The sequence below is a fragment of the Streptomyces sp. NPDC090088 genome, from assembly GCF_044747345.1.
Lineage (GTDB): Bacteria > Actinomycetota > Actinomycetes > Streptomycetales > Streptomycetaceae > Streptomyces.
In genome coordinates this window covers 886,889-913,570 of record NZ_JBIVDZ010000003.1, presented here as the reverse complement: position 1 = coordinate 913,570, position 26,682 = coordinate 886,889, and the positions used below count along the sequence as shown (strand labels likewise).

Below are 26,682 nucleotides of genomic sequence, written 5' to 3'. Positions count from 1 at the left end.
CCGGTGCGGGTGCGTCGGCGGGTGCGGGTGCGTCGTGGCTGGTCGCGCCCACGCAGCGGTAGCCGCAGATTCAACACAGCCCCGCGCCCCTTCGGAGCGCTTTCCGCTTACGGCGCTCGGTACTGGTCCTCGCTGTACGGGTACTGCTGCTGGCCGTAGCCGTTCTGGCCGTAGTACGGCTGCTGCTGCCCGTACTGCGGCTGGGGCTGCTGCGCGTACTGCTGCGGCTGCTCGTACGTCGGCTCGATCCTGCGCAGCTGCGTCGTCGCGTCGTCCATCACGGGGTACGCCGGGGGCTGCTGGAGCGGCGGCTGCGGCTGGGCCGTTTCCTTCTTGGCCTTGGAGCGGGCGCGGAGGAACTCGATGATGATCGGGACCACCGAGACGAGGACGATCAGGATCAGGATCGCCTCGATGTTGTTCTTGACGAAGTCGATCTTGCCGAGCCAGGAGCCGAGCAGGGTGACGCCGGCGCCCCAGAGGATGCCGCCGATGACGTTGAAGGTCAGGAACGAGCGGTACTTCATGCCGCTGACGCCGGCGATGATCGGCGTGAACGTGCGGATCACGGGGACGAAGCGGGCCAGGATCAGGGACTTCGGACCGTGCTTCTCGAAGAACTCGTGGGCCTTGGCGACGTTCTCCTGCTTGAAGAGGCGGGAGTCCTGGCGGCTGAAGAGCGACGGGCCGACCTTCTTGCCGAACATGTAGCCCGCCTGGTCGCCGAGGATCGCGGCGACGCAGATCAGGGCGACGGCACCCCAGAGGGGGAAGTCCAGCTGGTGCGAGGTGATCAGCATGCCGCAGGTGAACAGCAGGGAGTCGCCCGGGAGGAAGAAACCGATCAGGAGGCCGGACTCGGCGAAGACCACCAGGAGCAGACCCCAGATGCCGAACGAGTCGAGAAGTTGGTTCGGATCCAACCAGCTCGGGCCGAGAGCGAGCGTCATCGTGGTTCCGGTCGTCACGGTTCCGGGCTCCTGAGGGGTGAGGGCACTACGAGTTCCATGTGCGGGCGCACAAAGCTATCAACGCAATGTGTCCGCCCCAGGTTCCATGGGTGGAACCAGGATGGACTGTGCCCGGCCTGGGGAATGGCTGTGGACATGGGTATCGAAGAGTACGGCGGCGGCCAGGGGCCGCAGCCGGATGTGCTGGTCGTCACCACGAACGACATCCCCGGGTACCGGGTGCGCGAGGTCATCGGCGAGGTCTTCGGGCTGACCGTGCGCTCCCGGCACCTGGGCAGTCAGATCGGCGCGGGTCTGAAGTCGATGATCGGCGGTGAGCTGAAGGGGCTGACGAAGACGCTGGTGCAGACCCGTAACCAGGCCATGGACCGGCTCGTCGAGCAGGCACGCGCGCGGGGTGCCAACGCCGTGCTGGCCTTCCGGTTCGACGTGACCGAGGCGGCGGACGTGGGGACCGAGGTGTGTGCCTACGGGACGGCCGTGATCATCGACAGGGCCGTCTAGTCAGACCGTGTGCCGGGCCGCGTTCGCCTCGATGGCCTCCTTCAGGTGCTCGGCCAGACCGGGGGCCATCGAGTCGTAGAACGCCTTGAAGCGCTCGTCGGAGACGTACATCGCGGCGAGGCCGCGGTGCAGGGCGTACGGGCAGTCGTAGAACCAGGCCGAGATGTGCCGGCGGTGTTCCTCGGCCAGGTCCATGGCGCGCTCGCCGGTCGGCGGCTCGGCGCCGGTCACCAGGGCGGCGTAACGCGCGCTCCAGTCGTCGACCTCGTCCTTCATGCGCTGCCAGTCGGCCTTGGAGTAGCGGGCCGCGCGGCGCTGCGACTCGGCGTAGGCCTCGGTGCCGCCCCAGCGCTGTTCGGCCTCCTCGGCGTACCGGTCGGGGTCCTTGTCGCCGAAGACCTCGAAGCGTTCCTCGGGGGTGAGGTTGATGCCCATCCTGCGTGCCTCCATGGCGTGCTCCACGGCCGCGGCCATCTTCTGCAGCTTCTCGATCCGGGCGGTCAGCAGGTCGTGCTGCCGGCGCAGGTGTGCGCGCGGGTCGGCCCGTCCGGTCGCCTCGTCGTCGAGCAGGGCCGCGACCTCGTCGAGCGGGAAGCCGAGCTCCCGGTAGAACAGGATCCGCTGGAGCCGTTCGAGGTCGGCGTCGCCGTAGCGCCGGTGGCCCGCGGTGCTGCGCTCGCCCGGGACCAGCAGGCCGATCTCGTCGTAGTGGTGCAGGGTGCGCACGGTCACGCCGGCGAACCCGGCGACCTGTCCTACGGAGTAGTTCACTTCCGCTCCTTTCCGCGCTCCACCCTGGGGCCTCACGCCACGTGAGGTGCAAGCCGGTTCCGTTCAGGATGTTGTGCCGGTTTTGCCCGCTTATGGTGGGCCCGTGGCCCAGGACACCGCGCACCAGGCGCTCCCCACCCCGCCCTCGGCCCCCGCGCGTGCCCTGCTGCCGCTGATCCTGCCCGCTCTGGTCGTCGGGGTCGGCGGCAGTCTGCTGTTCCTGCTGGTGAGCTCGCTGGCCGAGCGGCTCCAGCACGTGCTGTGGAACAACCTGCCGGACGCGCTGGGCATCGGACGGTACTCGGTGCTGTGGATGGTCGTGATGCTGACGGCCACCGGTATCGCGGTGGGTCTTGTGGTGTGGAAGGTGCCCGGGCACGCGGGGCCGGATCCGGCCACCCTGGGGCTGGAGGCGGTGGCGATGCCCCCGGCCGTGCTGCCGGGGCTGGTCCTGGCGACCGTGCTGATGCTGGCGGGCGGGCCGAGCCTCGGCCCGGAGAACCCGCTCATCGCCGTCAACGTCGGGCTCGCGCTGTGGCTGGGGCGGCTCGCGATGCCCCGGCTGCCCAACTCGCTGTGGCCCGCGCTGGCCGACGCGGCGACGCTCGGCGCGCTGTTCGGTACGCCGGTGGCGGCGGCCCTGGTCATCTCCGAGGCGCTGGCCGGGAAGCCGCTGAAGGGGGCGTTGTGGGACAACCTCTTCGGGCCGCTGATGGCCGCGGGGGCGGGCGCGATGACGACCGCCCTGGTGAGCCGTCCGACGCTGGACCTCGGGCTGCCCGCGCTCGGCCGCCCGCGCTGGCCCGACGTACTGGGAGCCCTGGTGGTGGCCCCCGCGGCCGCGCTGCTCGGCATGTGCGCCGTCTACGCCTTCCCGTACGTCCACGGCGCCTTCCGGCGTCTCCGGCACCCCATGGTGGCCCTTCCGGCCGGCGGACTGGTGCTGGGCCTGCTGGGGGCGCTGGGCGGCCATCTGACGCTCTTCAAGGGGCTGGACGAGGTCGCGGAGCTGGCGAAGGACCCCGAGGGCTGGTCGGCCGGGCAGTTCGCCGGGATGGCGGTCGTCAAGCTGGCCGCGCTGCTGGTGGCCGCCTCCTGCGGTTTCCGCGGCGGCCGGATCTTCCCTTCGGTGTTCATCGGCGCGGCCTTCGGGCTGTGCGCCCACGCCCTGGTGCCCGCGGTCCAGCCCTCGGCGAGCGTGGCGGCGGGTGTACTGGGCATGCTGTTGGCGATCACCCGCCAGGGCTGGGTGAGCCTGTTCACGGCCGCGGTGCTGGTGGCCTCGCCGAGCATCATCGCGCTGCTGTGCGTCGCGTCCCTGCCCGCGTGGCTGATGGTGACCGGGCGGCCGAGAATGCAGCTGCGGGCGGACGGTACGGCCCTGCGCTGATCCCCGTGAGTCGACCCTGTGCATCGTGAGTCGTGAATTCCTCTAGGAGGCACCTTTCATGCCGCTCCACAAAGGTTCCCAGAAGCACCAAGAGCGCCCCATGTCCGTCAACCCGTTCTTCGGTGAGGCGAACCCGGTCGCCGGCATGGCCGAGGCCCCGCCCACGCACCGGCTGCCGGACGGCCCGCTGCCGCCCATGACCGCCTATCAGCTGGTGCACGACGAGCTGATGCTGGACGGCAACGCCCGGCTGAATCTGGCCACGTTCGTCACCACCTGGATGGAGCCGCAGGCCGGCGTCCTGATGGCGGAGTGCGACGACAAGAACATGATCGACAAGGACGAGTACCCGCGCACCGCGGAGCTGGAGCGGCGCTGCGTGGCGATGCTCGCCGACCTGTGGAACGCGCCGGATCCGGCCAACACCATCGGCTGTTCGACGACCGGTTCCAGCGAGGCCTGCATGCTCGCCGGGATGGCGCTGAAGCGGCGCTGGGCGCAGCGCAACGCCGACCGCTATCCGGGCGGTGCCCGGCCGAACCTGATCATGGGCATCAACGTCCAGGTCTGCTGGGAGAAGTTCTGCAACTTCTGGGAGGTGGAGCCCCGGTTCGTGCCCATGGAGGGCGACCGCTACCACCTGGACGCGCAGGCCGCCGCCGACCTCTGCGACGAGAACACCATCGGGGTCGTCGCCATCCTCGGCTCCACCTTCGACGGGTCCTACGAGCCGGTCGCCGACCTCTGCGCGGCCCTGGACGCCCTCCAGGAGCGCACCGGGATCGACGTCCCGGTCCATGTGGACGGCGCGTCCGGCGGGATGGTGGCGCCCTTCCTCGACCCGGACCTGGTGTGGGACTTCCGCCTCCCGCGCGTGGCGTCGATCAACACCTCAGGGCACAAGTACGGCCTGGTCTACCCGGGCGTCGGCTGGGCCCTGTGGCGGGACAAGGAGGCGCTGCCCGAGGAGCTCGTCTTCCGGGTCAACTACCTGGGCGGCGACATGCCCACCTTCGCCCTCAACTTCTCCCGCCCCGGCGCCCAGGTGGTCGCGCAGTACTACACGTTCCTGCGGCTCGGCCGGGACGGCTACCGCGCGGTGCAGCAGGCGTCCCGGGACGTGGCGACCGGGCTCGCCGAACGCGTCGAGGCGCTCGGCGACTTCCGGCTGCTGACGCGCGGCGACGAACTGCCCGTGTTCGCCTTCACCACCGCCGACCACGTGACGGCGTACGACGTCTTCGACGTGTCCCGGCGGCTGCGCGAGAACGGCTGGCTGGTGCCGGCGTACACCTTCCCGGCCAACCGGGAGGACCTGTCCGTGCTGCGGGTGGTGTGCCGCAACGGCTTCTCGAAGGACCTGGCCGACCTGTTCGTCGAGGACCTGACCCGGCTGCTGCCCGGACTGCGCCGGCAGCCGCATCCACTGACCCACGACAAGGACGCGGCCACCAGCTTCCATCACTAGGGCCTTTCGTTCGGCCCTGGGAACTAGGACCCCTGCTCCAGCGCCACCAGCTCGAAGGCCGTCTTCCCGTCCAGGGACTCGCGGACGATGTCGGCGTGGCCAGCGTGCCGGGCGGTCTCGCGGATCAGGTGGAGGCAGACCCAGCGCATGGAGACGCTGCCCTTCGGGAACCAGGGGGCCTCGGGGAGCGGGAAGGTGTCGTCGAGGCTGGGGACGGAGCGGATGAACTTCTCCGTCTCGGCGGCGACCTGCTCCCAGTGGGCGAGCTGCGAGGCCACCGTCTCGTCGCCGACCAGCTGGAAGGTCTCGTGCCAGTTCGACTGGTCGCGCACGATCGCCGGCGGCTCCTGCCTGGCGCGGGCGATCCAGCTCTGCTCGACCTCGGCGCAGTGCTTGAGCAGGCCCGCCAGGGACAGTTCGCTCGCGCTGGGTTTGCTCGACGCCTGCTCGTCGGTGAGGCCGAGCAGGGCCCGGCGGATGCCGCCGCGCTGCTCCTCGATGAAGGAGAGCAGTGCTCCGCGCTCGTCGCCCTGTGCTTCCGCGGGAACGTGAGTGACCATGACCGGCCGCCTTTCCTCAGGTCGTGTTTCCCTGACACGACCGAAGCTACGGGCCCTCTAGGACAGATCGCGTCCTAAAGGGCCCGGGGCGCCGAGCTGTTACAGAGGGCTTCTAGAACGGGAAGCCGCTGCGTCCGTGCTGCACCGAGATCCACTTCATCGTGGTGAAGGACTCCACGGTCGTCTCGCCGTTCAGACGGCCGATGCCGGAGTGCTTCTCACCGCCGAAGGGGACGAGCGGCTCGTCGTGCACGGTGCCGTCGTTGACGTGGAACATGCCGGTGTCGATCTGCTTGGCGAAGGCCACGCCCCGCTCGACGTCCCCGGTGTGGACCGCGCCGCTGAGGCCGTACGGGGTGTCGTTGACGATGCGTACGGCCTCCTCCTCGCCGTCGAACGGGATGAGGAAGGCGACCGGGCCGAAGACCTCCTGGCGGAGCAGGTCGGAGTCGGCGGGGACGCCGGTGAGGACCGAGGGCTCGACCAGGTTGTCGGTGGTGGTGCCGTGCACCAGGGCGGTGGCGCCCTCGGCGACGGCCTGCTCGACCGTGGCCGAAAGGGACTCCGCCTGCTGGGAGTTGATCACTGGGCCGATGACGGTCTGCGGGTCGCGCGGGTCGCCGGACTTGAGGGTCTTCACCTTGGCGACGAACTTCTCGGTGAACTCGTCCGCGATCGAGCGGTCGACCAGGACGCGGTTGGCGGCCATGCAGACCTGGCCCTGGTGGACGTACCGGCTGAAGACCGCCGCGTCGACCGCGTAGTCGATGTCGGCGTCGTCGAGGACCACGATCGCGCTGTTGCCGCCCAGTTCGAGCACCGAGCGCTTGAAGAGCGAGGCGCAGACCGTGGCCACGTGGCGGCCGACCTTGTCGGAGCCGGTGAAGGAGATGACCTTGGGGATCGGGTGCTCGATGAAGGCGTCGCCGATCTCCGCGATGTCGGTGACGACGACGTTGAGCAGGCCGCCCGGCAGGCCCGCGTCCTCGAAGAGCTTCGCGACCAGGGTGCCGCCGACGATCGGGGTGTTCTGGTGCGGCTTGAGGACCACGCCGTTGCCGAGCGCGAGCGCCGGGGCGACCGACTTGATCGACAGCAGGAAGGGGAAGTTGAAGGGGCTGATCACGCCCACCACACCGACGGGCACGCGGTAGAGGCGGTTCTCCTTGCCGTCCACCGGGGAGGGCAGGATCTTGCCCTCGGGGCGCAGCGCCCACTGGATCGACTCGCGCAGGAACTCCTTGGCGAGGTGCAGTTCGAAGCCGGCCTTGAGGTGGGTGCCGCCGAGCTCGGCGATGATCGCCTCGGTGATCTCCGCCTCGCGCTCCTCGATGAGGCGCAGCGCCTTCTCGAAGACGGCCCGGCGGGCGTAGGGGTTGGTGGCGGCCCACTTCTTCTGGGCGCGCGCGGCGGCCTGGTAGGCCTGATCTATCTCCTCGACCGCGGCTATCGTGATCGACGCGAGCTTCTCACCGTCGTACGGATTGAAGTCGATGATGTCCCAGGAACCGGTCCCCGGGCGCCACTCGCCGTCGATGTACTGCTGGGCCAGGTCGGTGAAGTACGACGACATGTGATCCCCAAATCACTAGCAGACATGATCAACATCACGGTCTGATCACGCGTCATCGTACTTGTGTCACAGGGGAGTTGGGGACAGAGAGCGAACTTCTGGGGAGAGCCCTAGGAAAGCTGCAGGAGACCCCGGAGCAGGTCCCGGCTCTCGTCCGGTCCCGGGCTGTCCTGCTGGAGTTCCTTGAGGGCCTGCTCGTACTGGGCGACGTCCTCGCGTTTGTCCAGGTAGAGGGCGCTGGTGAGCTGCTCCAGGTAGACCACGTCGGAGAGGTCCGACTCCGGGAAGCTGAGCAGGGTGAAGGAGCCGCCCTCCCCGGAGTGCCCGCCGAAGCTGAACGGCATGATCTGCAGCCGTACGTTGGACCGCTCGGAGATCTCGACGAGGTGCTGGAGCTGACCGCGCATCACCTCGCGGTCGCCGTAGGGCCGGCGCAGGGCGGCCTCGTCGAGAACGATGTGGAAGTCGGGGGCGTTTTCGGACACCAGGTACTTCTGCCGCTCCATGCGCAGGGTGACCCGGCGCTCGACGTCGGCCTCGCTGGCCCCCTTCATACCGCGCCGCACCACGGCGCGCGCGTAGGCCTCGGTCTGCAGCAGGCCGTGCACGAACTGCACCTCGTACGCGCGGATCAGATGCGCCGCGCCCTCCAGGCCGACATAGGTGGGGAACCAGGTCGGCAGGACGTCCGAGTAACTGTGCCACCAGCCCGCCACGTTGGCCTCGCGGGCGAGGGACACGAGCTGCTCGCGCTCCGCCTCGTCGGTGATGCCGTACAGCGTCAGCAGGTCTTCCACGTCCCTGGTCTTGAAGCTCACCCGGCCCAGCTCCATGCGGCTGATCTTCGACTCGGAGGCACGGATCGAGTACCCCGCGGCCTCGCGGGTGATTCCCCGGGCCTCGCGCAGTCGCCTGAGTTGCGAGCCGAGCAGCATGCGCCGCACCACCGATCCGGGCTCTCCCGCGCTCACGTTCGCCAGCCTCCCCAACCGTCTTCAGGGCCCGCAGTCTGCCACTAAAACACTTCGAGCAGTACTCGTCCGGTTACGGAAACGGAAAGCGGCCAAAGTCTAAGCACAGGAAGTGGCAAGCAGGTAGTGAGCCAAGGACTGCAAGTTGGCGGAAAAAATGGCCAACAAGCGGTACGGGAGGGTCCAATTCGGTCGCGTGCACGTGCATCTGCCCTTGCATCTGCTGTGCGCATCCGAAACCATGGTCCCGCGCCACCGCTGCATCGCAACGACCGCGAATTCCCGGGAGTGCCTCGCATGGGGACGAATGGATCGACCATGCTCAAGCCATTACGGCAGGGCCTTCCGCCGCTCGACCCCGCGGCCGTGTCCAGCGCCGCCTCCTGCGCTCTGCCCGCCCGTTACGAAGCCGTGCGCGAAGCCCGTCGGTTCACCCGCAGAACCCTCGACCAGTGGGATGTCGGCGACCGCTTCGACGACGTCTGTCTCGTCGTCTCGGAACTCGTCACCAATGCCCTGCGGCACGCGGTGCCCGGCGAGACCGACTGCCTCGCCGCACCGCAGGCGCCGGCCGTGCGGCTGCACCTGATGCGGTGGACCGAGCGGCTGGTGTGCGCGGTGCGCGACCCGAGCCACGCGACCCCGACCCCCCGCGACTCCGACGACTTCTCCGCCGAGTCGGGCCGCGGGCTGTTCCTGGTCGACTCCTTCAGCGACAGCTGGGGCTGGCACCCGCTGGCCGGCACCCTCAACGGCAAGGTCGTCTGGGCGCTGTTCCGGCTCCAGCCGGACGAGTAGCCGAACCCGGCATCGCGGGATGCCGGGCTTCTACGCGCGTTACCGAGCGTTCTACGACGATTGCCCGGAGTTGCCCCGGGAGCGGCCCCGGCTCAGCTCGTGATCAGGTGGTCGAACTCGCCGTCCTTGACGCCGAGCAGCATCGCCTCTATCTCGGCGCGCGTGTAGACGAGCGCCGGCCCGTCCGGGAAGCGCGAGTTGCGGACCGCCACGTCGCCGCCCGGCAGCCGGGCGAACTCGACGCAGGAACCCTGCGAGTTGCTGTGCCTGCTCTTCTGCCAGGCCACTCCGTCCAGCTGCGTGGCAGCCATGCCGTTGTACACGTCAAACCCCCCGTACACGCCATCAACGTCGAGGTCCACAGGTCGCTCCCCGGTGGTGCACTAACTGGCTGATGTGACCATTGGTGCTCTGGTCAACTGACCCGGATCATAACCTTGTTCATGTGCAGATGCATGAGCAGATGCACGTGCACGCGGGGTGTTCCTGCGGTTACAGCTTTGACGTCCGCTTTACCGAACCCGTTCCAGCGTCTGCCCCAGAGCTGCGAAGACATGCGACCGCCAGCCCCCGTCCATGATCGTGCGCGCCATCATCTGCGCAGGATCGTCCGGATCGAATCCCTCGTGTACTAGGAACAGACGCGTACCGCGGCCCTCATGTTCCAGCGTCCATGTGATGGTCCAGTGAGCGAGATTGGCCGGATCGGGATCGGACCACCGGACGGACAGCATCCGTTCCCGGTCGTAGGCGAGAACCTGCACGTCGACGACGCCGGAGAAGCGGGTGTTGGGACGCGGGACCGAGGTCATCCGGTACCGGTGACCGACCTCGAGGCGGAAGTTCTCCGCGCCCTGCATCTGCCACTGCACGAGCAGGTCCGGCTCGGTGAGGGCGCGCCAGACCTTCGCGGGCGGATGCGGAAGGAACTGGTCCACGCGGATGGTGGTGAGGTCGCCGTCACCAGGGTGCTCGGTCGTCATGGCTGATCATCGTCGGGCATGCGGTCGAGCAGCGCGCCGAGGCCCTTCAACCGGTCGCGCCAGAACCGCTCGTACGGGTGGAGCCAGTCCTGCAGGTCGGCGAGGGGGGCCGCCTCCAGGCGGTAGATGCGCTGCCGGCCGGAGCGCTGCTCGGAGACGAGGCCGGCCTCCCGGAGCACCCTGAGGTGTTCCGAGAGGCTGGGGCGGCGCATGTCGAAGTGGTCGGCCAGGGCCTGGACCGGCTGCGGCCCGCCGTCGCGCAGCAGCCGCAGCACCTCGCGGCGGGTGGCGTTGGCGAGCGCGGCGAAGACCTGGTCCTCGACGGCGCCGGTCGCGGTCATGCCGGGTCCTCCCCTATGACCGGGCCTCTATGGCCGGGCCTCCGTGAGCAGCATCAGACCGTTGCCGTCCGGGTCCCGGAAGGAGGCCATCCGGCCCCAGGGGAACGCGTCCGGGCCCCGCACGTCGGTGCCCGCCCCGGCGAGCCGCGCACAGTCGGCGTCGACATCGGTCGTCACCAACATGATCCCCCGAGCGGACCCGGGCTCGAAATCGCCCATCCCCGGACCGGACAGGGTGAACACGGTCTGCGCGCCCCTGGGGGCGACCTGGAGCCAGCGTCCGGGCGGCATCTCCAGGTCGGCGGTGACCTCGAAGCCGAGGACGTCCCGGTAGAAGCGCAGGGCGCGGTCCTGGTCGGTGACGGGGAGGGTGACGAAGGAGGCGTGGGTGATGTGCGTGGTCATGGGAACGAGAATAGGTAGGGACTTCCCTACCGGTCAAGCGTAGGGAAGTTCCTACCTATGGCCCGTGGCCCCGTGGCCCCGGTGGTCTCCTAGCGGACAGGCCCGTACGGCAGCAGTGCCATCTCGCGGGCGTTCTTGATCGCCCGGGCCAGCAGCCGCTGCTGCCGCGCCGAGACGCGGGTGACCCGGCGGCCGCGGATCTTGCCGCGGTCGGAGAGGAACTTCCGCAGCAGGTCGGTGTCCTTGTAGTCGATGTACGTCACGCCCGCCCGGTCCAGCGGGTTGGGCCGGTTCGGCGTCGGCTTGCGGTCGGTCTTGCGGGGCATGGCGGGGTCAGACCTCCAGGAGGGTGTCGAAGGCGGGCGGCAGCCGCTTCCAGGCGGCTCGCCCGGCGGCGTACTCGGTGTCGGTCAACAGGCAGGACTCCAGGAGCCGTTCGAGCCCGTCACGGTCGAGGCCGGGGGAGGTGAAGACCAGGTGCTGGCAGCAGTCGCCGTGCTCCGGGTGCCAGTCGAGCGCCGCGGCGGCCCGGCGCACCGGCGGGACCATCTCCCAGGCCGCGTCCGGCAGGGAGGCGAGCCACGGCCCGGCGCTCTCCACGCAGAGGGCGCCGCCCGCCGCGTCCCAGTGCAGCAGCACATCGGGCTTGTCGGCGAGCCAGAACCGGCCCCGGCTGCGGGCGGCCGCGCAGGTCAGGTCCTCCAGGGCCGCGTACAGCCGCTCGGGGTGGAAGGGCCGCCTGCGGTGCCAGACCAGCGTGGACACCCCGTGGCTGTCGGCCTCGGCGGGCAGCAGGGCGCAGGCCGGGTGCTGGGCGGCGGCGGCCGCCTCCACGTCGAAGCCGGCGAGGGCGGCCCGGACCAGCGCGGCGCCGGGAGCGGGGCCCGCCGAGTCCCCGGGGTGGCCGCCCGGGAGGGGGACCCGGCGGGCGGTCGGGTGGAGCTGCGCGAGCAGCTCGTGGTCCTCGCCGTCGGCCTCCGGGGAGTCGAGGACGGCGAGGACCGGGGCGTACTCCAGCTGCCGGGCGAAGGTGTCGGCGACCGTGCGCCGGTCGGTGGCGGCCGCGGCGAGGCCGGCGTCGGCGAGGTCGTCGCCGTTGCCGAGGTACGGCAGCAGCAGGGCCGGGTCGACGGCGGTGATCACCCCGGTGACGGTGAGCCCGCCCGCGACGACCACCTCGGCCATCGCCTTGGGCTCGACGGAGTCCCACAGCTCGACGACGGCGAGCCGGGTACGGCCGTCGTCGGCGAGCCTGCGCAGCTCGGGCACCAGGTCCTCGCGCAGGGCACAGCAGGCACAGTCGTTGACCAGGGGCGTCTCACCGGCGGCGAGGACTCCGCCGGCGTCCCGCACGGTCCGCACGACCGTGCCGTCGGCGGCCGTCGCGAGGTCGTGGTGGAGTACGACGCTGCCGGGGACGTCGGCGAGCAGCCGGGCGACGGTCCGTCTGCGGGCGTCGGCGTGCAGTCCGCCGACGATCACGACGGGGAGCGGGGCGGCGGGACGCATCAGCCCTGCTTTCCGTACCGCCGCTCGAAGCGCTCGACGCGCCCGGCGGTGTCCAGCACGCGGGCGGTGCCGGTGTAGAAGGGGTGGCTGACGTTCGAGATCTCGACGTCGACCACGGGGTAGGTCCGGCCGTCCGCCCACTCGACCGTCTTCTCGCTGGTCATCGTCGAGCGGGTGAGGAAGGCGTGGCCCGCGGCCCGGTCACGGAACACGACGGGCCGGTAGTCCGGGTGGATTCCCTTGCGCATGGCGGGGGTTCAGCGCTCCTCTCGGAAGTCGACGTGCCGGCCGGCGACCGGGTCGAACTTGCGCAGCGTCATACGGTCCGGATCGTTCCGGCGGTTCTTGCGGGTCACGTAGGTGTAGCCGGTCCCTGCGGTGGACCGGAGCCTGACGACCGGGCGGAGTTCGTTGCGTGCCATGACTGCTATCTTACTGAAAATGAATCCCATTAGCACTAACTATTCCGAGGAGAGCTACGTCACCATGTCCGCGCACTGCATGCTGACCGGCGCCCAGCCCGGTTTCGGCAACCGCGTCTCCCACTCCCACCGGCGGACCTCCCGCCGCTTCGACCCGAACATCCAGACCAAGCGCTACTGGGTGCCGGGCGAGGGCCGCCACGTACGGCTGCGGCTCAGCGCCCGCGCCGTCAGGACGGTCGACGCGATCGGCGTGGAGGCGGCGGTGGCGCGCATCCGCGCGCGGGGCGTGAAGGTCTGAAGGGGGCGGGGCACCGATATGGCGAAGAAGAGCAAGATCGCGAAGAACGAGCGGCGGCGGCAGACCGTGGCGCGGTACGCCGCCCGGCGGGCCGAACTGAAGGAGATCGTCCGGCGGCCGTCCTCGACGGCGGAGGAGCGGCTCGCCGCCCGGCGTGAGCTGGACAGGCAGCCGCGCGACGCGAGCGCCACGCGCGTGCGCAACCGCGACCAGGTGGACGGCCGGCCGCGCGGTTACTTCCGCGCGTTCGGCCTGTCCCGGGTGAATCTGCGGGACCAGGCCCACAGCGGATACCTACCCGGCGTACGCAAGTCCTCTTGGTGAGTCCTGGTAGCTTGCGGCTGTCGTCCGGGCAGCCGGGCGGCCGACCCCCTAGAACCCGGGAGCGTTGCGGTGACCACGGCTACGGCGAGTACGGCTACGACGCCTGCGGAGACGGCTTCGGCCATGGCTTCTTCCGCATCGGCTGCTCCCAACGCTTCCGTCTCTTCCGTACCGGCGTCCGCCGCGGCCTCCGCGCGGCCGGTCGTGCGGATCGCGGCCGCCGCCGCGGGGCTGGTGGGCGCGCTCGCGCTGACCGCGTGCAGCGGCGGTGGCGACTCCGGCGGCGACTCCTCGGCCACGCCGTCGGGCACGCCGTCGGCCGCGGCGAGCGCCACGGCCGGTTCGGACAGCGCCACGGCCTCGTCCGACGCGCTGCAGGGCAGCTGGATCACCACCAGCGGCGGCAAGATCGTCGCCCTGGTGGTCACCGGGAAGTCCGCGGGGCTCTTCGAGACCGGCGGGGCCGTGTGCAGCGGGACCGCGGGCGAGGAGGCCGGGATGCGGATGATCCGCCTCACCTGCACGGACGGCAGCAAGGGCCGGGCCACCGGAATGGTCGACTCGGTCAGCAAGAGCAGTATGAAGGTCACCTGGTCGGGGAAGACCGGCGAGGAGACCTACACCAAGGCCGAGGGCGGCAAGCTGCCGTCGGGGCTGCCGACGGCCGGCCTTGGTCAGTAGGGCCGGATCCGGCCGGGCGGCGCGGGTGCCGGCCGCCGTCACGGGCCGGGCGAACACCCCCCGAACGGGTCAAGGACGGGGGCGGGCGAGCGGGAGCCGGGCGGGGGCGTGATGATGCTGGGACACCGTCACGACCTCGATGGGGATCTGCACATGCGCGCCATTCCGCTCACCGTCACGGCCCTCGCCGCCGCCCTCGCCCTCACCGCCTGCGACAACGGCGGCTCCGGGTCCAGCAGCAAGAACAGCTCCGCCTGCGAGATCGGCAAGGTCTCCGTCCAGGTGGGCTCCGCGAGCGTCGCACCGGCCGCCGGGGACACCGGCGAGGTGCCGGTGAGCCTCACCAACCAGAGCGCGCCGTGCACGCTGGACGGGTTCGCCGGGGTGACGCTCAAGGCGGGCGGCACCTCCGCGTCGCTCTCCTCGCTGTCCGGCGCGAAGAACCAGAAGCTCAAGCTGGCCAAGGGCGACTCCGCGACGTTCTCCATCAGCTACGTGCGGGGCAAGGACGGCGACGCGGCGAGCCTCGCGGCCACGTCGATGGAGGTGTCCCTGCCGGGCAGCGACGCGACGCAGAGCTTCCCGTGGAAGTACGGGGCGGTGGCGGGCAAGGGGTCGGCGACGAAGCCGAACGCGACGGTGGGAGCGTTCCAGCAGGCGGGCGACTGACGGCGAAACGCCGACCGACTGCGGAGCGACCGGTTCGGCCGGGCGCCGGGTGAGCGCCGGTGGGCGCCGGCCGCGCCCGCGCGGCGGAGCCGCATGGCGATACAGTCCCGCGCCCCTGACGGGGCGCGTGTGCGGTCAGGGAAGCTGGGAGCGGGAGCGGACCTGTGCTTGATCCGCTGCGCGCGTTCCCTCCGTCCAGCCCGCCTCGTCGGTCACACCGCGCAGGCGGGTCGTGGTCGTCTCCGGGAACATCCGCTCCATACGGTCGGCCACGGCCGTCTCTCTGCTTGCCAGGACCGGGAGCAGGTCCACGGCCGTCCCGGTCTCGGCCACGGCCGACTCCGCGGCGGCGGCCAGCCGGTCGCCGACGCGGTGGGCGTAGGCCGCCAGGAAGGACTGGCGGAAGGTCTTGGTGCGTTTGCGGCCGCCCGCCCGCTGGGTGGCCTCCGCCTTCGTCATCGCGTGCGTGGCCTGCACCAGCAGCGAGGTGTAGAGCAGCTCGACCGCCTCCAGGTCCGCCGCGAAGCCGACGACCGTGGAGAAGGAGAACGGCTCGTTCCACACCGCGCGGCAGTGGTTGGCCGTGGCGACCGCGTCCAGCAGCACCGCCTTGGCCTGCTCGTACGGCGGCTCCACCCCGATCCGGCAGGCGCCGGGCGCGTCCGGGGCGGGCGCCCCCGCGGCGAGCAGCGCCTCGTCGACGCTGTGCCGGGCCATCAGCTCCTGGGCCTTCGCGCTGAGCGCCTCCGCCTCCTCCGGGTAGCCGGTCGCCTCGGCCTTGGCGAGCAGCGCGCGGATCCGGGTGAGCATGCGGGACCCGGGCCGGACCGTGTCCGCTCGGGACCCGGTACCGGGCCCGGCGGCCGGTCCGGCACCGGGCTCGTCGAGGGGGTCCAGCGCGGGCAGCCGCAGCAGCAGCCGGTACAGCTCCAGGACGGCGGTGGCCCGCGAGAAACGGTCGCCCACGCGCGCGTCGCCGTCCGGCAGCACGTCGAGCTGGGCCCGCCAGCGCGGGCCGCGCGGCCGGTCGTCCGGCACCTGCGCCCGGATCAGCCCGGCGGCGAGGCGGACGTGCGCGTCCTCCAGCTCGCGCCGCACCAGCCGTACGACGTCGGCGGGCTGCCAGCCGCGCCGCCAGGCCGCTGCGACGAAGTCCCGGCCCCGGCGCGCCAGTTCCGCGTCCGCGCCGGAGTCGGCCGCGAGGAGGGACGCGCCCGTGTCGAGGCCGGAGTCGGTGTCGTCGTACAGGGCGGTACGGAAGGCTCGGTCGACGGTGCTGGGCTCACTGCTGGTCACCCGTCGATCGTGCCATGCGGCACCGACGGCACGCGGGGGGCTGTCCACACCCTGTGGACAGCCCCGGCGGCAGGCCCCCGCCGAGACTGTCAACCGACGGTTGACACCCTCGCCATGTCAACCTAGGGTTGACACATGGCTACCGACCAGAACATCACGGCATCCGTGCGCCTCGACGATCTGATCGCGGCGATCAAGAAGGTGCACCCGGAACCCCTCGACCAGCTCCAGGACGCGGTGATCGCCGCCGACCACCTGGGCGACGTGGCCGACCATCTCATCGGGCACTTCGTCGACCAGGCCCGGCGCTCGGGCGCCTCCTGGACCGACATCGGCAAGAGCATGGGCGTCACCCGGCAGGCGGCACAGAAGCGGTTCGTGCCGAAGGAGTCCGCCGACCTCGACCCCAGCCAGGGCTTCGACCGCTACACCCCGCGCGCCCGGAACGTGGTCATGGCGGCCCACAACGAGGCCGTCGCGGCGCGCAACCCGGAGGGCCGCCCCGAGCACCTGGTGCTCGGGCTGCTCGCCGAACCGGAGGGCATCGCGGCGAAGGCGATCCTCGCGCAGGGCGTGCTGCTGGACACCGTGCGCCAGACGGCGACGGCCACGCTGCCGCCCGCCGCGGAGGACGCCCCCGAACTCGTCCCGTACGGCCCGGAGGCCAAGAAGGCCCTCGAACTCACCTTCCGCGAGGCCCTGCGCCTCGGCCACAACTACATCGGCACCGAACACCTGCTGCTGGCCCTCCTCGAACACGAGAACGGCACGGGCGTCCTCAGCGGCCTCGGCATCACCAAACCGGCCACCGAGGAGTACGTCGCCAAGGTGCTGGCCCTGCTGGGAGAGCAGAAGAAGGCGGCGACGGAGGCGGCGGGCGCGGCCGGGGCGACGGGCGACGCGGAGCGGGGCGAAGCCGGCTGAGAAACCTCCTCGGCCATCGAATTCGCAGGTCAGAGGGATTGTCAGTGCTGCCTGCCACACTCGCAGCATGACCGACCGGTGGGCTCTCGCTCCGGCCGAGGACGGTGGCGTGGATGTCGCCCCCCTCGGTCCGGACGGGCTGCCCGCCGGACCGGTGCGGCGGGAGCCCGATCTCGCCGGGGCGGTCAGGGGCCGCCCGGAGGTCACACGCTGGGTGTGGCGGTCGACCGCCGAGGTCTACCCGCGCCTGCTCGCCACGGGGGTGCGAGTGGAGCGGTGCTACGACATCGAGGACGCCGAGACACTTCTGCTGGGCCACGAGGGACGGTCCGGTGAGCCGCGTTCGGCCGCCGCCGCCCTGGCCCGCCTCCGGGGCGGCCCCGTACCGCCCGACCCGCCGCAGCGCTCGGCCGAACCGGGCGCGCAGTCCCCGCTGTTCGAGCCGGAGGGCACCGCCCGCCTCACGCTCGACGAACTCCTCGTGGTCTACGCCGAGCAGCAGCGCCGGCACGACCGGGCCGAACACCCCGCCCGGATGCGGCTGCTGACCGCCGCCGAGTCGGCGGGGATGCTGATCGCCGCCGAGATGAACCGCGCGGGCCTGCCCTGGAGCGCCGAGGTGCACCGCGAGGTGCTGCGCGAACTGCTCGGCGAGCGGTACGCGGGCGGCGGCGAACCGCGCCGGCTGGCCGAGCTGGCGGACGAGGTGTCGGCCGCCTTCGGCCGGCGGGTGCGCCCGGATCTGCCCGCCGATGTGGTCAAGGCCTTCGCCCAGGCCGGGATCAAGGTGAGGTCCACCCGCCGCTGGGAGATCTCGTCCGTCGACCACCCGGCGGTGAAACCGCTCCTGGAGTACAAGAAGCTGTACCGGATCTGGGTGGCGCACGGCTGGACCTGGCTGCAGGACTGGGTGCGGGACGGCCGCTTCCGGCCCGAGTTCCACGCGGGCGGCACGGTCACCGGGCGCTGGGTGACCAACGGCGGGGGCGCGCTGCAGATCCCCAAGGTGATCCGGCGGGCCGCGGTCGCCGACCCCGGCTGGCGGCTGGTCGTCGCCGACGCCGACCAGATGGAGCCCCGGGTGCTGGCGGCCATCTCCCGCGACCCCGGGCTGATGGAGGTCGCCGGGCGGGAGACCGACCTGTACCAGTCCGTCTCCGACCGCGCCTTCTCCGGCGACCGCCAGCAGGCCAAGATCGCCGTCCTCGGCGCGGTCTACGGCCAGACCTCCGGCGACGGACTGAAGAACCTGGCCGCGCTCAGACGCCGCTTCCCCAAGGCGGTGGCCTATGTCGACGACGCGGCACGGGAGGGCGAGGAGGGCCGGCTGGTGCGCACCTGGCTGGGCCGGACCTGCCCGCCGGCGGCCGGTGCGGGCGACGGCGCGGAGGAGGCGGGCATGCCCCAGGAGGAGGCGGAGGAGCAGACCGCCGACGGCTGGGTGCCGGGGTACGCCTCCACCAACTCCCGTGCCCGGGGCCGCTTCGCGCGCAACTTCGTCGTCCAGGGCAGCGCCGCCGACTGGGCCCTGCTGATGCTCGCCGCGCTGCGCCGGACCTGCGCGGACCTGGCGGCGGAACTGGTCTTCTTCCAGCACGACGAGGTGATCGTGCACTGTCCCGAGGAGGAGACCGAGAGGGTCGTGGCGGCGATCCGGGAGGCGGCCGACCTGGCCGGACGGCTGACGTTCGGCGAGACACCGGTCAGATTCCCGTTCACGACGGCGGTGGTGGAGTGCTATGCCGACGCGAAGTGACCGGTCACCGGGTGATCGGTCACCGGGTGATCGGTCACCGGGTGATCAGTCATCGGGTGCCAGCAGTTCGCGCAGTTCCGCGAGGACGTCCGGCTCGTCCGTGCCGTCCAGGGCGGCCAGGGCCGCGCGCCAGACCTCGTACGCCTCGCCCGTGCGCCCCTGTTCGCGCAGGAGCAGACCGAGCTGGTGGCGGGCGAGACCGCCGCTGTAGCGGTCGGCGCGGGCGTCCGCCCGGTGCAGCAGCTCGGTGCACTCGTGGTGGGCGCGGTCGGTGCGGCCGAGGCCGCGCAGCGCGCGGACCAGGCCGAGCCGGGTCTGGGACTCGCCGTGCCAGTCGCCGTGCCGGCCGAGGATGCGCAGGCTCTCCTCGAAGTGCGTGGCGGCCGCGGCCGGTTCGCCGAGGGTGAGGTGGGCGAAGCCGATGTTGCAGTGCGCCGAGTGCTGAAGGATGACGGCGCCGATCGTGTCCCCGATCGCCAGGGAGCGCCGGTGCTGCTCGATGGCGGCGCGCGGGTCGGTGTGCTCGTAGAGGTTGCCGAGGTGGCTGTGGGTGACGGCCTCGCCGTAGGGGTCGTTCAGCTGCCGGGAGTACGCCAGGCTCTGCCGCAGCGCCTCCCCCGACTCCTCGTACCGGCCGAGCCCCTCCAGCAGCAGCCCCCGGTTGTTCAGGCTGCGCCGGATCCAGGACGTCACGTCCAGCCGCCGCCAGAGGACGAGCGCCCGGTCGGTCAGGGCGAGGGCCTCGCGCTGGCGGCCGGTCAGGAAGCGCAGTCCGGCGAGGTCGCCCAGGGCGTAGGCCTCGGCGGGCTCGTCCCCGAGCCGGCGGGCGGCGGCCAGGGCCGCCGTGCCGAGCACCTCCATCTCGGCGACCCGGCCGCCGCGCAGGACGTAGGGGAAGAGGAGCCGGACGAGGGTGGACAGGTACGCGCTGATCCGGGGGTCGGCCGTGTCGGCGTACCGCCCCACCAGGGCGACGATGTTCTCCAGCTCCAGATCGCCCCAGGCGAAGGCGTGTTCGGCGCACTCGAAGGGCGGCAGAGTGGCGACGTACGGCTGGTGTTCGGGGGGCTGGGCGGCGGTGGGGCGGCGGCGGTCGCCCTGGTCGAGGCCGGGTTCGAGGATCGCGACGAGGGCGAGTTCGGCGACGGCGGCGAACCAGCGCAGGGCGGTCAGGGCGGCCTCGGCGCGGTCGGCGCCGCCGGCCCCGGCCAACTCCCGCGCGAAGTCCCGCACCAGGTCGTGCGGTGCGTAGCGGCCGTACGCGGTCTCCTCCAGCAGGGCCACGTCGACCAGTCGGTCCAGGGCGGCCTCGGCGCGACGCGGGTCGGTGCCGGCGAGCCGGGCGATCAACGGGGCGCCGTAGGTGGGCAGTTCCAGGGCGCCGAGGTGGCGCAGGGCGTCGGCGGCGTCGCGGTCGGATGCGCGGCCGGCGACCGCGAGGGCGTCATGGGCGACGGCCAGGGAGCGCCGGACGCTCAGGTCGTCGTATTCGAGGTGGTGCAGCCTGCCCTCGGTGGCGGCCAGCTGCCCGGCCAGCGTCTCGGGGGTGAGGGCGCGGCGGGCGGCCAGCCGGGCGGCGACCACCCGCAGGGCGAGCGGAAGCCGGCCGGTGAGGCCGACGAGCGGGTGACCGGCGTCGATCTCCTCCCGTCCGCTGACCGCGCGCAGCAGCGCGGCGCTGTCCTCGCCGGTCAGCGGCCCCAGCGGCAGCCGGCGCGCGCCGTCGAGGGCGGTGAGCGGCGACCGGCTGGTGACGATCACCGCGCAGCCGGGGCCGCCCGGGAGCAGCGGCCGTACCTGGGCGGCACTCGCGGCGTCGTCGAGCAGCAGCAGGGTGCGGGTCGGGGCGAGCAGGGAGCGCAGCAACGCGGTGGCCGCGTCCGGGTGTTCGGGGATGTGCCGGGGGTCGGCGCCGAGGTCCCGCAGCAGCGCGGCCAGCGCCTGGGCGGGGGCGAGCGGGGGCACGCCCGGGGTGGCGCCGTGCAGGTTGACGTAGAGCTGCCCGTCGGGGAAACGTTCCCGCAACTGATGGGCGACCTGCAGGGCGAGCGCGCTCTTGCCGACCCCGGCCATACCGCTGACCACGGCCACGGCGGGGGCCGGGGCGGAAGCCGCCGGGGTGAGCGCGCGGCCCAGCTCCTCACGGACGGCGGTACGGCCGGTGAAGTGGGCGGGCGGTGGCGGGAGTTGGGCGGGACGGGGGGCGGGGGACTCGCCGCGCGTAGAACCGGCGCCGACGGGTCGCTCTGCGGCCGGGGTGGACTCGGCGGGGACATCGGCGACTTCGGCTTCCGGCCGACGCCCGGTCGAAGCGCCCCGTAGGGGCGCGGGGAACTGCGCGACCGGCCCCCACTCACCCGCACCCGCCGCTTCGTCCGACACTCCCTGCCCCATCGCGTCCCCCACCGCGTCGCCCACCGCACCGCTCCCCCGCAGCACCTCCACATGGGCCTCGCGCACCGCCGCCCCCGGCTCGATGCCCAGCTCCTCCCGCAGGCGGTCGCGCAGGTCGCGGTGGACCGCGAGGGCCTCGGCCTGCCGCCCCGTGCGGTGCAGGGCGAGCATCAGCTGGCGGTGGTAGGCCTCACGGAACGGGTACTCCGCGACGAGCGCCGCCAACTCCGGTACGACACCGCCCGGTCGGGGCCCGCCGAGGGCGAGCTCCGCGTCGTAGCGCCACTCCAGCAGGGACAGCCGGGCCTCCTCCAGGCGCTGGACGAAGGCGAGGCCGCCGAAGTCGGCGGGCAGGCCGCCGAGCGGAACACCCCGCCAGAGCGCGAGCGCCCCGGCGCAGGCGCGCAGCACCGGCGCCCACTCCCTTCGCCCGTGCGCCGTGCGCGCCTCCGTGACCCGGGCGTCGAAGACGTCGACGTCCAGCTCACCGTCGTCGACGCGCAGCAGGTATCCGGGCGGGACGGCCCGCAGCCGTTCCGGGTCGTCGAGGAGCCGGCGCAGCCGGGTGACGTGGTTGTGCAGCGAGGCCTGCGCGGAGACCGGGGGCGCGCCGCCCCACAGCGCGTCCTTGAGCGAGTCGACGGAGACCACCCGCCCGGCCTCCAGGAGCAGCGCGGCCAGCAGCGCGCGCACCTTGGGGCTGCCGATGGGCCGGACCTCGCCCCCGGCGGGGTACAGCACCGGAGGTCCCAGCAGTCCGAACCGCAGCTCGTACCGCCGCATCACTCCGCCCATCGCCTTCCCGCACAGCGGGGATGCCCGCCGGTCCCTGGTCCGTGATTCCCGGTCCCTGATTCCTGGTTCCTGGCGGGATCCCATCCGTCGGGGACGACTTCCCGCCATCTTCGCCGTGCCGGTCGGAGCCGGAATCCGCTGGGTTTCCGGCCTGTCCCCGGAGCCGTACGGCGGCTTCACGCCAACCGGTCGGCGGCCTCCGGGGGAACCACTGGCCACATGTTAGCGATCCGTTGGCGAGCCTTGATGTGATCTTCGCATCGGATCGGGCCCGACGGCGCGCGCATCAGTCGCGTAACTCGGGGGAGTGTCGCCGCAGGCCTGGATCCGGGGACGCGAGAGGGTTCCGGTCGGCGGAGGTGAACGACCGGAACCCTCGTCCCGTTTCCGGAACCGTCCCTCAGATGACCGGCGGACGCCCGAGCCGGGTGAGCCGCCACACCGTGCGCCAGCGCATGGGCCGGCGCTCGCCGGCCGGTTCGCGCATCCCCTCCACGAAGCCGCCGAACCAGGCGCGCAGCCCGCCCGTCGACCGGGTGCGCAGCAGGGTGATCAGCGTCCACACGGCCAGATGGACCGGGATCAGCGGCAGCGGCAGCCGACGGCGGGTCAGCCAGACCCGGTTGCGGGCGGTCACCCGGAAGTAGACGGCGTGCCGTGCGGGCGAGGTCCGGGGGTGCCGCAGGAGCAGCTCGGGCGCGTAGAGGATCTTCCAGCCGGCGTCGGCGGCCCGCCAGGCGAGATCGGTCTCCTCGTGCGCGAAGAAGAACTCGGCCGGCCAGTCGCCGGTCTCTGTGAGCATGGACATGCGCAGGGCGTGGCCGCCGCCGAGGAATCCGGTGACGTAACCCCCGCGCATCGGGTCGGCGTTGCCGACGCGCGGCACGTGCCGTTGCTGGGTCTCGCCGTGCTCGTCCGCGATGCGGAAGCCGACGATGCCGAGGCGCGGGTCGGCGGCGAACAGGTCGCGGACCTGGCGGAGCACCTCGACGTCGACGAGTACCCCGTCGTCGTCCAGTTCGACGACCACGTCCACGTCGCCGTGCGCGCGCAGCGCGGCGAGGGCGACATTGCGGCCGCCGGGGCAGCCGAGGTTGTCCTCGACCTCGACGGTGGTCACCTCGCCGGGCAGGTCGAGACGGTCGGCGAACTCGGGCAGCCGGCAGCCGTTGCCCACGATCACGACCCGGGCGGGGGCGAGGTCCTGCTTCGCGACGGACCTGAGCAGGGCGTCGACTTCGTCGGGCCGGTTCCCCATGGTCACCACGGCGACCGCGATCCTCGGCTGCGCCATGCCCCTCACCCCATCCCGGCCTTCGGCGGTGCCACGCCCTGACCGCGCGACACTCACCGTTAACCACGATGTTGCCTCAATGGGGGTCGTAGTCCTGACTTCGGTTTAGTTTGCGGCCCTTTTACAGCGATTTTCCTTACGGGGGGCGAACTCCGGACCTGATCGCGCGTTGACGCGCGCCCGTACCCCGGGGTTTTCCCCTGGGCGCTCCCTGAGGTCCGGGCCGCGCGCCGTCCCTAGTGTCCGGAACGTCCGGCCGGGACCGCCGGCCGCCAACGGGAGGGACACCACCTCATGGGACCGAACGACGCGCAGATCGTCCGCATCTTCAGCCGCGAGGAGAAGGGCAAGATCGCCGACGTCACGCTGACTCCCGGCAACGACGCCCTGGTCGTGCTGGAGGCGGAGGCGGGCCTCATCCTGTTCGACGGGCACGGGGACTACCTCGTGACCCTCGTCGTCAGGGACCTCAGCGACGGCACTCTCATCCCCGCGACCGTGCCCGGGGTGGCCACGCCCAACAAGGTGGCGGGCCGTTTCGCCGACGCGACCTGGTCCGACCTCGCGGCCTCGTTCAAGTTCGTGATCACCGGGACCGAACTGGCCAAGCGCAAGGGCCACCTGGTCCAGGCGTACGGCTCCGTGGTCTACGGCCACCAGCACCCCGGCGCCACCCTCGCCGAGAGCCCCCTGTTCATGATCCAGCCCTGAAGTGGGCGACAAGACCGACGCGAGAACGGATGCCCAGCTTCGCGTAGGCGTGGCTGAGGTGGTACTCGACGGTCTTGACGCTCAGGATCAGCTCGCGCGCGATCCGGCGGTTGGTCAGCCCGGTCGCCGCGAGCTGAGCCACGGCGTGCTCCTGGGGGGTGAGGCCGTCCGGCGTCCGCACCTCGCCCTCGCCGCCGGGGCGGACCCCGCAGGCGACGAGCTCCCGGTCGCAGGCCTTCACGAAGGGCACGGCACCCAGCTCCACCAGCACCGCCCGGGCCGCGGCCAGGTGCTCCCGGGCGGCAGCACGCCGTCCGGCCCGGCGCAGCCAGGCGCCGAAGTCGCTCTCCGCGCGGGCCCGGTGGAAGGGCAGCCCCACCCGCACGGCGTGCTCGACGGCCGTCTCGTACGCCTCCTCGGCGGCCTTCGCCTCGTGCCGGGCGGCGTGCAGATTGCCGCGCACCCGGCCGGCCGCCGCCAGGTCGGAGTACCGCCGGCGCTCGAACGCCGCGTTCTCGTACGGCTCCAGCACGGCCTCGGCCTCCTCCGGGCGGCCCTCGGCGACGAGCGCGTCCGCCAGCAGGTCGCGCCAGGCGAGCACGCCCGGCTGGTTCACCGAGTGGTCGCGGTCGCAGGCGAGCAGCGGCCGTAACGCGGCGACGACCTCGGCGGGCCGGCCGCGTACCGTCGCCACGGCGGCCCGGGCCCGCGCCGCATAGCAGTGGGCCGCGTCGGTGGGATCGGTACGGTCCGGGACGGCGGCCGCGCTGTCCGCGTGCCCCGCGGCCCGGTCGAACTCGCCCCGGGCGGCGAGTACGAAGGCCGCCGCGGAGTGCGGGAACGACGTCAGCCAGATCTGATGGCCGTCGGCGGCGATCGAGGCCGCGTACTCCAGATGGGTGACCGCCTCGTCCCACCGTCCCAGCCGCAGCTCGGCCTCCCCGACCAGGCACAGCGCGAACGCCCGCAGCGGTACCGGCCCCTGCCGCAGCACCTCCGCCGCCGCCTCGAACTCGTCGTGCGCCAGGGCGATCCGGTCCCGCCACAGGTGCAGCACGCCCCGCCCCAGCAGCAGGTCGACATCGCCCGGCGGCACCAGGGCCGGGTCCGGAAGGCCGTCCGTGCGGGCCAGTCCCTCGCCGTCGCGGCCGCTCATGCCGAGGGCGAGGAGGTGGGTGTAGCGCAGCATGCGGGCGGCGGGGGCGGTGCCCGACTGCCGGGACGCGGTCTCCGCCCACCGCCGGGCCGCCTCGCCGTGCCCGCGCAGCAGCGCCATCGCGGCCAGCCGGGCGGCGGTGCGGGAGGCGAGCGCGGGGTCCCGGCGCTCCGCGTTCAGCCGCCAGGTCTCCTCGAAGAGCACGGTTGCCCGGGTGTTGTGCCCCCGGGTCGCGGCGAGGCAGCCCTGCGCGTACCGCACGGCCGCCACCGGCGTGGTGTCGCGCGGCAGTTCGTCGAGCAGGCAACTCGCCTCGTCCACCCGGCCGTCCAGCAGGAGCGCCTCGATCGCCTCCACGGCCAGCCGCACCCGCTCGGTGTCCGGCCGCGCCAGGTGCGAGGCGTCCTGCAGCAGGGTCGCGGCGTCCGCCCACCGCCCCTCCCGGGCGCGCCGCCCCGCGCAGTCCGCGAGCAGGGCGGCGAGCCGGTCGTCCGGTCCGTGTGCCGCACGGACCCGGTGCCGCAGCCGGGCGAACTCCCCTTCCGCCAACTCGGCGGCCCGCGCGTGCAGTTCGGTCCGCCGGGCGGGCCCCAGCGCGTGGTAGACGGCGGCTCGGGACAGCGGATGCGGAAAGTCGACCTTCGTCGTACAGCCGTCCCGGCCTTCGGTCAGCAGGCCTTCCTTCAGGGCCTCTTCGAGAGGCTCCAGCAGCTCGGCGAGGCCGGCCAGCCGGGCCGCCGCCTCCAGCGCGCAGGGCGTGCCGAGCACGGCGGCCGCCACGACGAGGTCCCGGGCCGGCCCGGTACAGCGCGCGAGCCGGTGCAGTACGAGCGCGGCGTACGGCTCCGGTACCGGCAGCGGTGTGTCGTCCGCGCCGATCACCTCCTCGGACAGCCGTTCCAGCAGGGCCCGGCAGTGCAGCGGATTGCCCCCGGTGTGGGCGTGCAGCCGGACCGCCGCCCGCCCCGGCAGGCCGGTCCCCCGTCCCATCCGGGCGCCGAGTTCGGCCAGTTCGGCCACCGTGAGCCCGCCGAGCCGCACCCGCACGGTGGAGTCCTGGTCGAGCACCCTCCGCAGGCTCTCCGGTAATCGCGGCCGTTCGCTGTCCCGCACGGTCAGCACGGCCAGCACCTGGTCGGCCCGCAGCCGCCGCAGCACGAAGGCCAGCGCGTGCAGGGACGGCCCGTCCACCCAGTGCAGGTCGTCGACGAACAGCACGACGGCCCCCCGGCCGCCCTGCAGCTCACCGACCGCCTCCAGCAGACAGGACCCGGCGGCCAGCGGATCGGGATACCTCCGCCCCTTCCCCAGCAGCTGTGCCACCCCGCCGTACGGCAACCCGCTCTCGCTCTCCGCACCGCTCCCGCCGACCACGCGCTCCGCCCCCGACTCGGCGAGAAACCGCCGTACCAGCGCGGTCTTCCCGATCCCGGCCGGCCCCTCGACCACCACCACCCGGGGCCGCCCCGCCCCCGCCTCCTCGTACAACCGCCCCAGCAGCTCCCGTTCGGCCTCCCGCCCCACGAACCCGCAGCCCACGCCGAAGCGTTCGGCCATGACGCCCGCCCCCCATCCGTCCCCGGACCCTGCGCCGCGTGGCAGCCTCACTCTAGGACCGGCGACGGAGCCTGTGAACATATCCGGCGAATCGCATCAGAAGCAGACGACTCCCCCGCCCCGCGGCACCGCACCCGGCCCACCCAACCCCGGGCCCT

Annotated in this window: 28 protein-coding genes; 11 read left to right on the top strand and 17 right to left on the bottom strand. The window is 72.4% G+C overall.

What is annotated here, in order from left to right; translation table 11 throughout:
• Positions 1-107: 107 nt before the first annotated feature.
• Positions 108-950: a DedA family protein gene (locus ACIPSJ_RS19950; RefSeq protein WP_401347450.1), complete on the bottom strand. Its 843-nt coding sequence runs from the start codon at positions 948-950 to the stop codon at positions 108-110.
• A 156-nt stretch (positions 951-1,106) separates the two neighbouring features.
• Here ACIPSJ_RS19950 and ACIPSJ_RS19945 point away from each other — a divergent pair, with 156 nt between their 5' ends.
• Entirely contained in the window at positions 1,107-1,475 is a 369-nt protein-coding gene (locus tag ACIPSJ_RS19945; protein WP_401347319.1) for a YbjQ family protein, read from the top strand.
• Here ACIPSJ_RS19945 and ACIPSJ_RS19940 read toward each other — a convergent pair whose 3' ends face one another.
• Complete coding sequence (locus ACIPSJ_RS19940; protein WP_359206059.1) at positions 1,476-2,246, bottom strand: MerR family transcriptional regulator; 771 nt, start codon at positions 2,244-2,246, stop codon at positions 1,476-1,478. It lies immediately after the preceding gene.
• A gap of 103 nt (positions 2,247-2,349) precedes the next feature.
• Between ACIPSJ_RS19940 and ACIPSJ_RS19935 the strand changes: the two genes are divergently transcribed.
• Both ACIPSJ_RS19935 and ACIPSJ_RS19930 read left to right on the top strand, forming a co-directional pair.
• Positions 2,350-3,636 (top strand): ion channel protein, encoded by a 1,287-nt coding sequence (locus ACIPSJ_RS19935; RefSeq protein WP_401347317.1) that lies wholly within the window; start codon positions 2,350-2,352, stop codon positions 3,634-3,636.
• A 58-nt stretch (positions 3,637-3,694) separates the two neighbouring features.
• Entirely contained in the window at positions 3,695-5,104 is a 1,410-nt protein-coding gene (locus ACIPSJ_RS19930; RefSeq protein WP_359206062.1) for a glutamate decarboxylase, read from the top strand.
• A 23-nt stretch (positions 5,105-5,127) separates the two neighbouring features.
• Here ACIPSJ_RS19930 and ACIPSJ_RS19925 read toward each other — a convergent pair whose 3' ends face one another.
• The 3 genes from ACIPSJ_RS19925 to ACIPSJ_RS19915 all read right to left on the bottom strand — a co-directional run bounded on the left by ACIPSJ_RS19925 (position 5,128) and on the right by ACIPSJ_RS19915 (position 8,172).
• Entirely contained in the window at positions 5,128-5,664 is a 537-nt protein-coding gene (locus ACIPSJ_RS19925; protein ID WP_359206064.1) for a DinB family protein, read from the bottom strand.
• A 112-nt stretch (positions 5,665-5,776) separates the two neighbouring features.
• On the bottom strand, positions 5,777-7,237 hold the full coding sequence (locus ACIPSJ_RS19920) for an aldehyde dehydrogenase family protein (protein WP_359206066.1): 1,461 nt from the start codon (positions 7,235-7,237) through the stop codon (positions 5,777-5,779).
• 110 nt (positions 7,238-7,347) lie between these two features.
• Positions 7,348-8,172 carry a helix-turn-helix transcriptional regulator gene (locus ACIPSJ_RS19915; RefSeq protein WP_359206852.1) on the bottom strand — a complete coding sequence of 275 codons (825 nt, stop codon included), beginning with the start codon at positions 8,170-8,172 and terminating at the stop codon, positions 7,348-7,350.
• A gap of 354 nt (positions 8,173-8,526) precedes the next feature.
• Here ACIPSJ_RS19915 and ACIPSJ_RS19910 point away from each other — a divergent pair, with 354 nt between their 5' ends.
• On the top strand, positions 8,527-9,006 hold the full coding sequence (locus ACIPSJ_RS19910; RefSeq protein WP_401347313.1) for an ATP-binding protein: 480 nt from the start codon (positions 8,527-8,529) through the stop codon (positions 9,004-9,006).
• A gap of 92 nt (positions 9,007-9,098) precedes the next feature.
• Here the strand turns inward: ACIPSJ_RS19910 and ACIPSJ_RS19905 are convergent, their stop codons facing one another.
• The 8 genes from ACIPSJ_RS19905 to rpmG all read right to left on the bottom strand — a co-directional run bounded on the left by ACIPSJ_RS19905 (position 9,099) and on the right by rpmG (position 12,666).
• Positions 9,099-9,368 carry a DUF397 domain-containing protein gene (locus ACIPSJ_RS19905; protein ID WP_177232996.1) on the bottom strand — a complete coding sequence of 90 codons (270 nt, stop codon included), beginning with the start codon at positions 9,366-9,368 and terminating at the stop codon, positions 9,099-9,101.
• Between the two features lie 150 nt (positions 9,369-9,518).
• Positions 9,519-9,989, bottom strand: coding sequence for an SRPBCC domain-containing protein (locus ACIPSJ_RS19900; RefSeq protein ID WP_401347312.1), 471 nt, complete (start codon positions 9,987-9,989; stop codon positions 9,519-9,521).
• Entirely contained in the window at positions 9,986-10,330 is a 345-nt protein-coding gene (locus ACIPSJ_RS19895; RefSeq protein ID WP_355727068.1) for a metalloregulator ArsR/SmtB family transcription factor, read from the bottom strand. The genes ACIPSJ_RS19900 and ACIPSJ_RS19895 overlap by 4 nt, the downstream gene beginning before the upstream one ends.
• A gap of 27 nt (positions 10,331-10,357) precedes the next feature.
• Positions 10,358-10,735 carry a VOC family protein gene (locus tag ACIPSJ_RS19890; protein WP_359206072.1) on the bottom strand — a complete coding sequence of 126 codons (378 nt, stop codon included), beginning with the start codon at positions 10,733-10,735 and terminating at the stop codon, positions 10,358-10,360.
• Between the two features lie 89 nt (positions 10,736-10,824).
• Entirely contained in the window at positions 10,825-11,061 is a 237-nt protein-coding gene (gene rpsR, locus ACIPSJ_RS19885; RefSeq protein ID WP_359206074.1) for a 30S ribosomal protein S18, read from the bottom strand.
• 7 nt (positions 11,062-11,068) lie between these two features.
• Positions 11,069-12,244 (bottom strand): CobW family GTP-binding protein, encoded by a 1,176-nt coding sequence (locus ACIPSJ_RS19880; RefSeq protein ID WP_401347309.1) that lies wholly within the window; start codon positions 12,242-12,244, stop codon positions 11,069-11,071.
• Positions 12,244-12,492 (bottom strand): type B 50S ribosomal protein L31, encoded by a 249-nt coding sequence (locus ACIPSJ_RS19875; RefSeq protein WP_401347306.1) that lies wholly within the window; start codon positions 12,490-12,492, stop codon positions 12,244-12,246. The genes ACIPSJ_RS19880 and ACIPSJ_RS19875 overlap by 1 nt, the downstream gene beginning before the upstream one ends.
• A gap of 9 nt (positions 12,493-12,501) precedes the next feature.
• A complete protein-coding gene (gene rpmG, locus ACIPSJ_RS19870) occupies positions 12,502-12,666 on the bottom strand; it encodes a 50S ribosomal protein L33 (protein ID WP_355727060.1) in 165 nt (54 codons plus the stop codon).
• Positions 12,667-12,730: 64 nt separating this feature from the next.
• On the opposite strand from rpmG, the gene rpmB reads away from it, so the two are divergent.
• The 4 genes from rpmB (at position 12,731) to ACIPSJ_RS19850 (ending at position 14,641) form a co-directional block, all read left to right on the top strand.
• Positions 12,731-12,967 carry a 50S ribosomal protein L28 gene (rpmB, locus tag ACIPSJ_RS19865; protein WP_401347448.1) on the top strand — a complete coding sequence of 79 codons (237 nt, stop codon included), beginning with the start codon at positions 12,731-12,733 and terminating at the stop codon, positions 12,965-12,967.
• An 18-nt stretch (positions 12,968-12,985) separates the two neighbouring features.
• Positions 12,986-13,291 (top strand): 30S ribosomal protein S14, encoded by a 306-nt coding sequence (rpsN, locus tag ACIPSJ_RS19860; RefSeq protein WP_355727058.1) that lies wholly within the window; start codon positions 12,986-12,988, stop codon positions 13,289-13,291.
• 123 nt (positions 13,292-13,414) lie between these two features.
• The gene (locus tag ACIPSJ_RS19855; RefSeq protein ID WP_401347302.1) at positions 13,415-13,972 is read left to right on the top strand and encodes a hypothetical protein; all 558 of its coding nucleotides are present in this window, start codon (positions 13,415-13,417) and stop codon (positions 13,970-13,972) included.
• Positions 13,973-14,125: 153 nt separating this feature from the next.
• Positions 14,126-14,641, top strand: a complete 516-nt coding sequence (locus ACIPSJ_RS19850; RefSeq protein WP_359206085.1) for a DUF4232 domain-containing protein — start codon at positions 14,126-14,128, stop codon at positions 14,639-14,641.
• A 135-nt stretch (positions 14,642-14,776) separates the two neighbouring features.
• On the opposite strand, the gene ACIPSJ_RS19845 is transcribed toward ACIPSJ_RS19850, so the two are convergent.
• Entirely contained in the window at positions 14,777-15,937 is a 1,161-nt protein-coding gene (locus ACIPSJ_RS19845) for a DUF2786 domain-containing protein (RefSeq protein ID WP_401347299.1), read from the bottom strand.
• 135 nt (positions 15,938-16,072) lie between these two features.
• Between ACIPSJ_RS19845 and ACIPSJ_RS19840 the strand changes: the two genes are divergently transcribed.
• A complete protein-coding gene (locus tag ACIPSJ_RS19840) occupies positions 16,073-16,861 on the top strand; it encodes a Clp protease N-terminal domain-containing protein (protein ID WP_359206089.1) in 789 nt (262 codons plus the stop codon).
• Between the two features lie 67 nt (positions 16,862-16,928).
• Entirely contained in the window at positions 16,929-18,617 is a 1,689-nt protein-coding gene (locus ACIPSJ_RS19835) for a bifunctional 3'-5' exonuclease/DNA polymerase (RefSeq protein ID WP_355727051.1), read from the top strand.
• Positions 18,618-18,662: 45 nt separating this feature from the next.
• On the opposite strand, the gene ACIPSJ_RS19830 is transcribed toward ACIPSJ_RS19835, so the two are convergent.
• Together ACIPSJ_RS19830 and ACIPSJ_RS19825 are read right to left on the bottom strand one after the other, a co-directional pair.
• On the bottom strand, positions 18,663-21,806 hold the full coding sequence (locus ACIPSJ_RS19830; RefSeq protein ID WP_401347296.1) for a BTAD domain-containing putative transcriptional regulator: 3,144 nt from the start codon (positions 21,804-21,806) through the stop codon (positions 18,663-18,665).
• A 400-nt stretch (positions 21,807-22,206) separates the two neighbouring features.
• Positions 22,207-23,100 (bottom strand): glycosyltransferase, encoded by an 894-nt coding sequence (locus tag ACIPSJ_RS19825; protein ID WP_355727048.1) that lies wholly within the window; start codon positions 23,098-23,100, stop codon positions 22,207-22,209.
• Positions 23,101-23,394: 294 nt separating this feature from the next.
• On the opposite strand from ACIPSJ_RS19825, the gene ACIPSJ_RS19820 reads away from it, so the two are divergent.
• Entirely contained in the window at positions 23,395-23,811 is a 417-nt protein-coding gene (locus tag ACIPSJ_RS19820; protein ID WP_359206094.1) for a hypothetical protein, read from the top strand.
• On the opposite strand, the gene ACIPSJ_RS19815 is transcribed toward ACIPSJ_RS19820, so the two are convergent.
• Positions 23,795-26,524 carry an AAA family ATPase gene (locus tag ACIPSJ_RS19815; RefSeq protein ID WP_401347293.1) on the bottom strand — a complete coding sequence of 910 codons (2,730 nt, stop codon included), beginning with the start codon at positions 26,522-26,524 and terminating at the stop codon, positions 23,795-23,797. The genes ACIPSJ_RS19820 and ACIPSJ_RS19815 overlap by 17 nt on opposite strands.
• Positions 26,525-26,682: the final 158 nt, after the last annotated feature.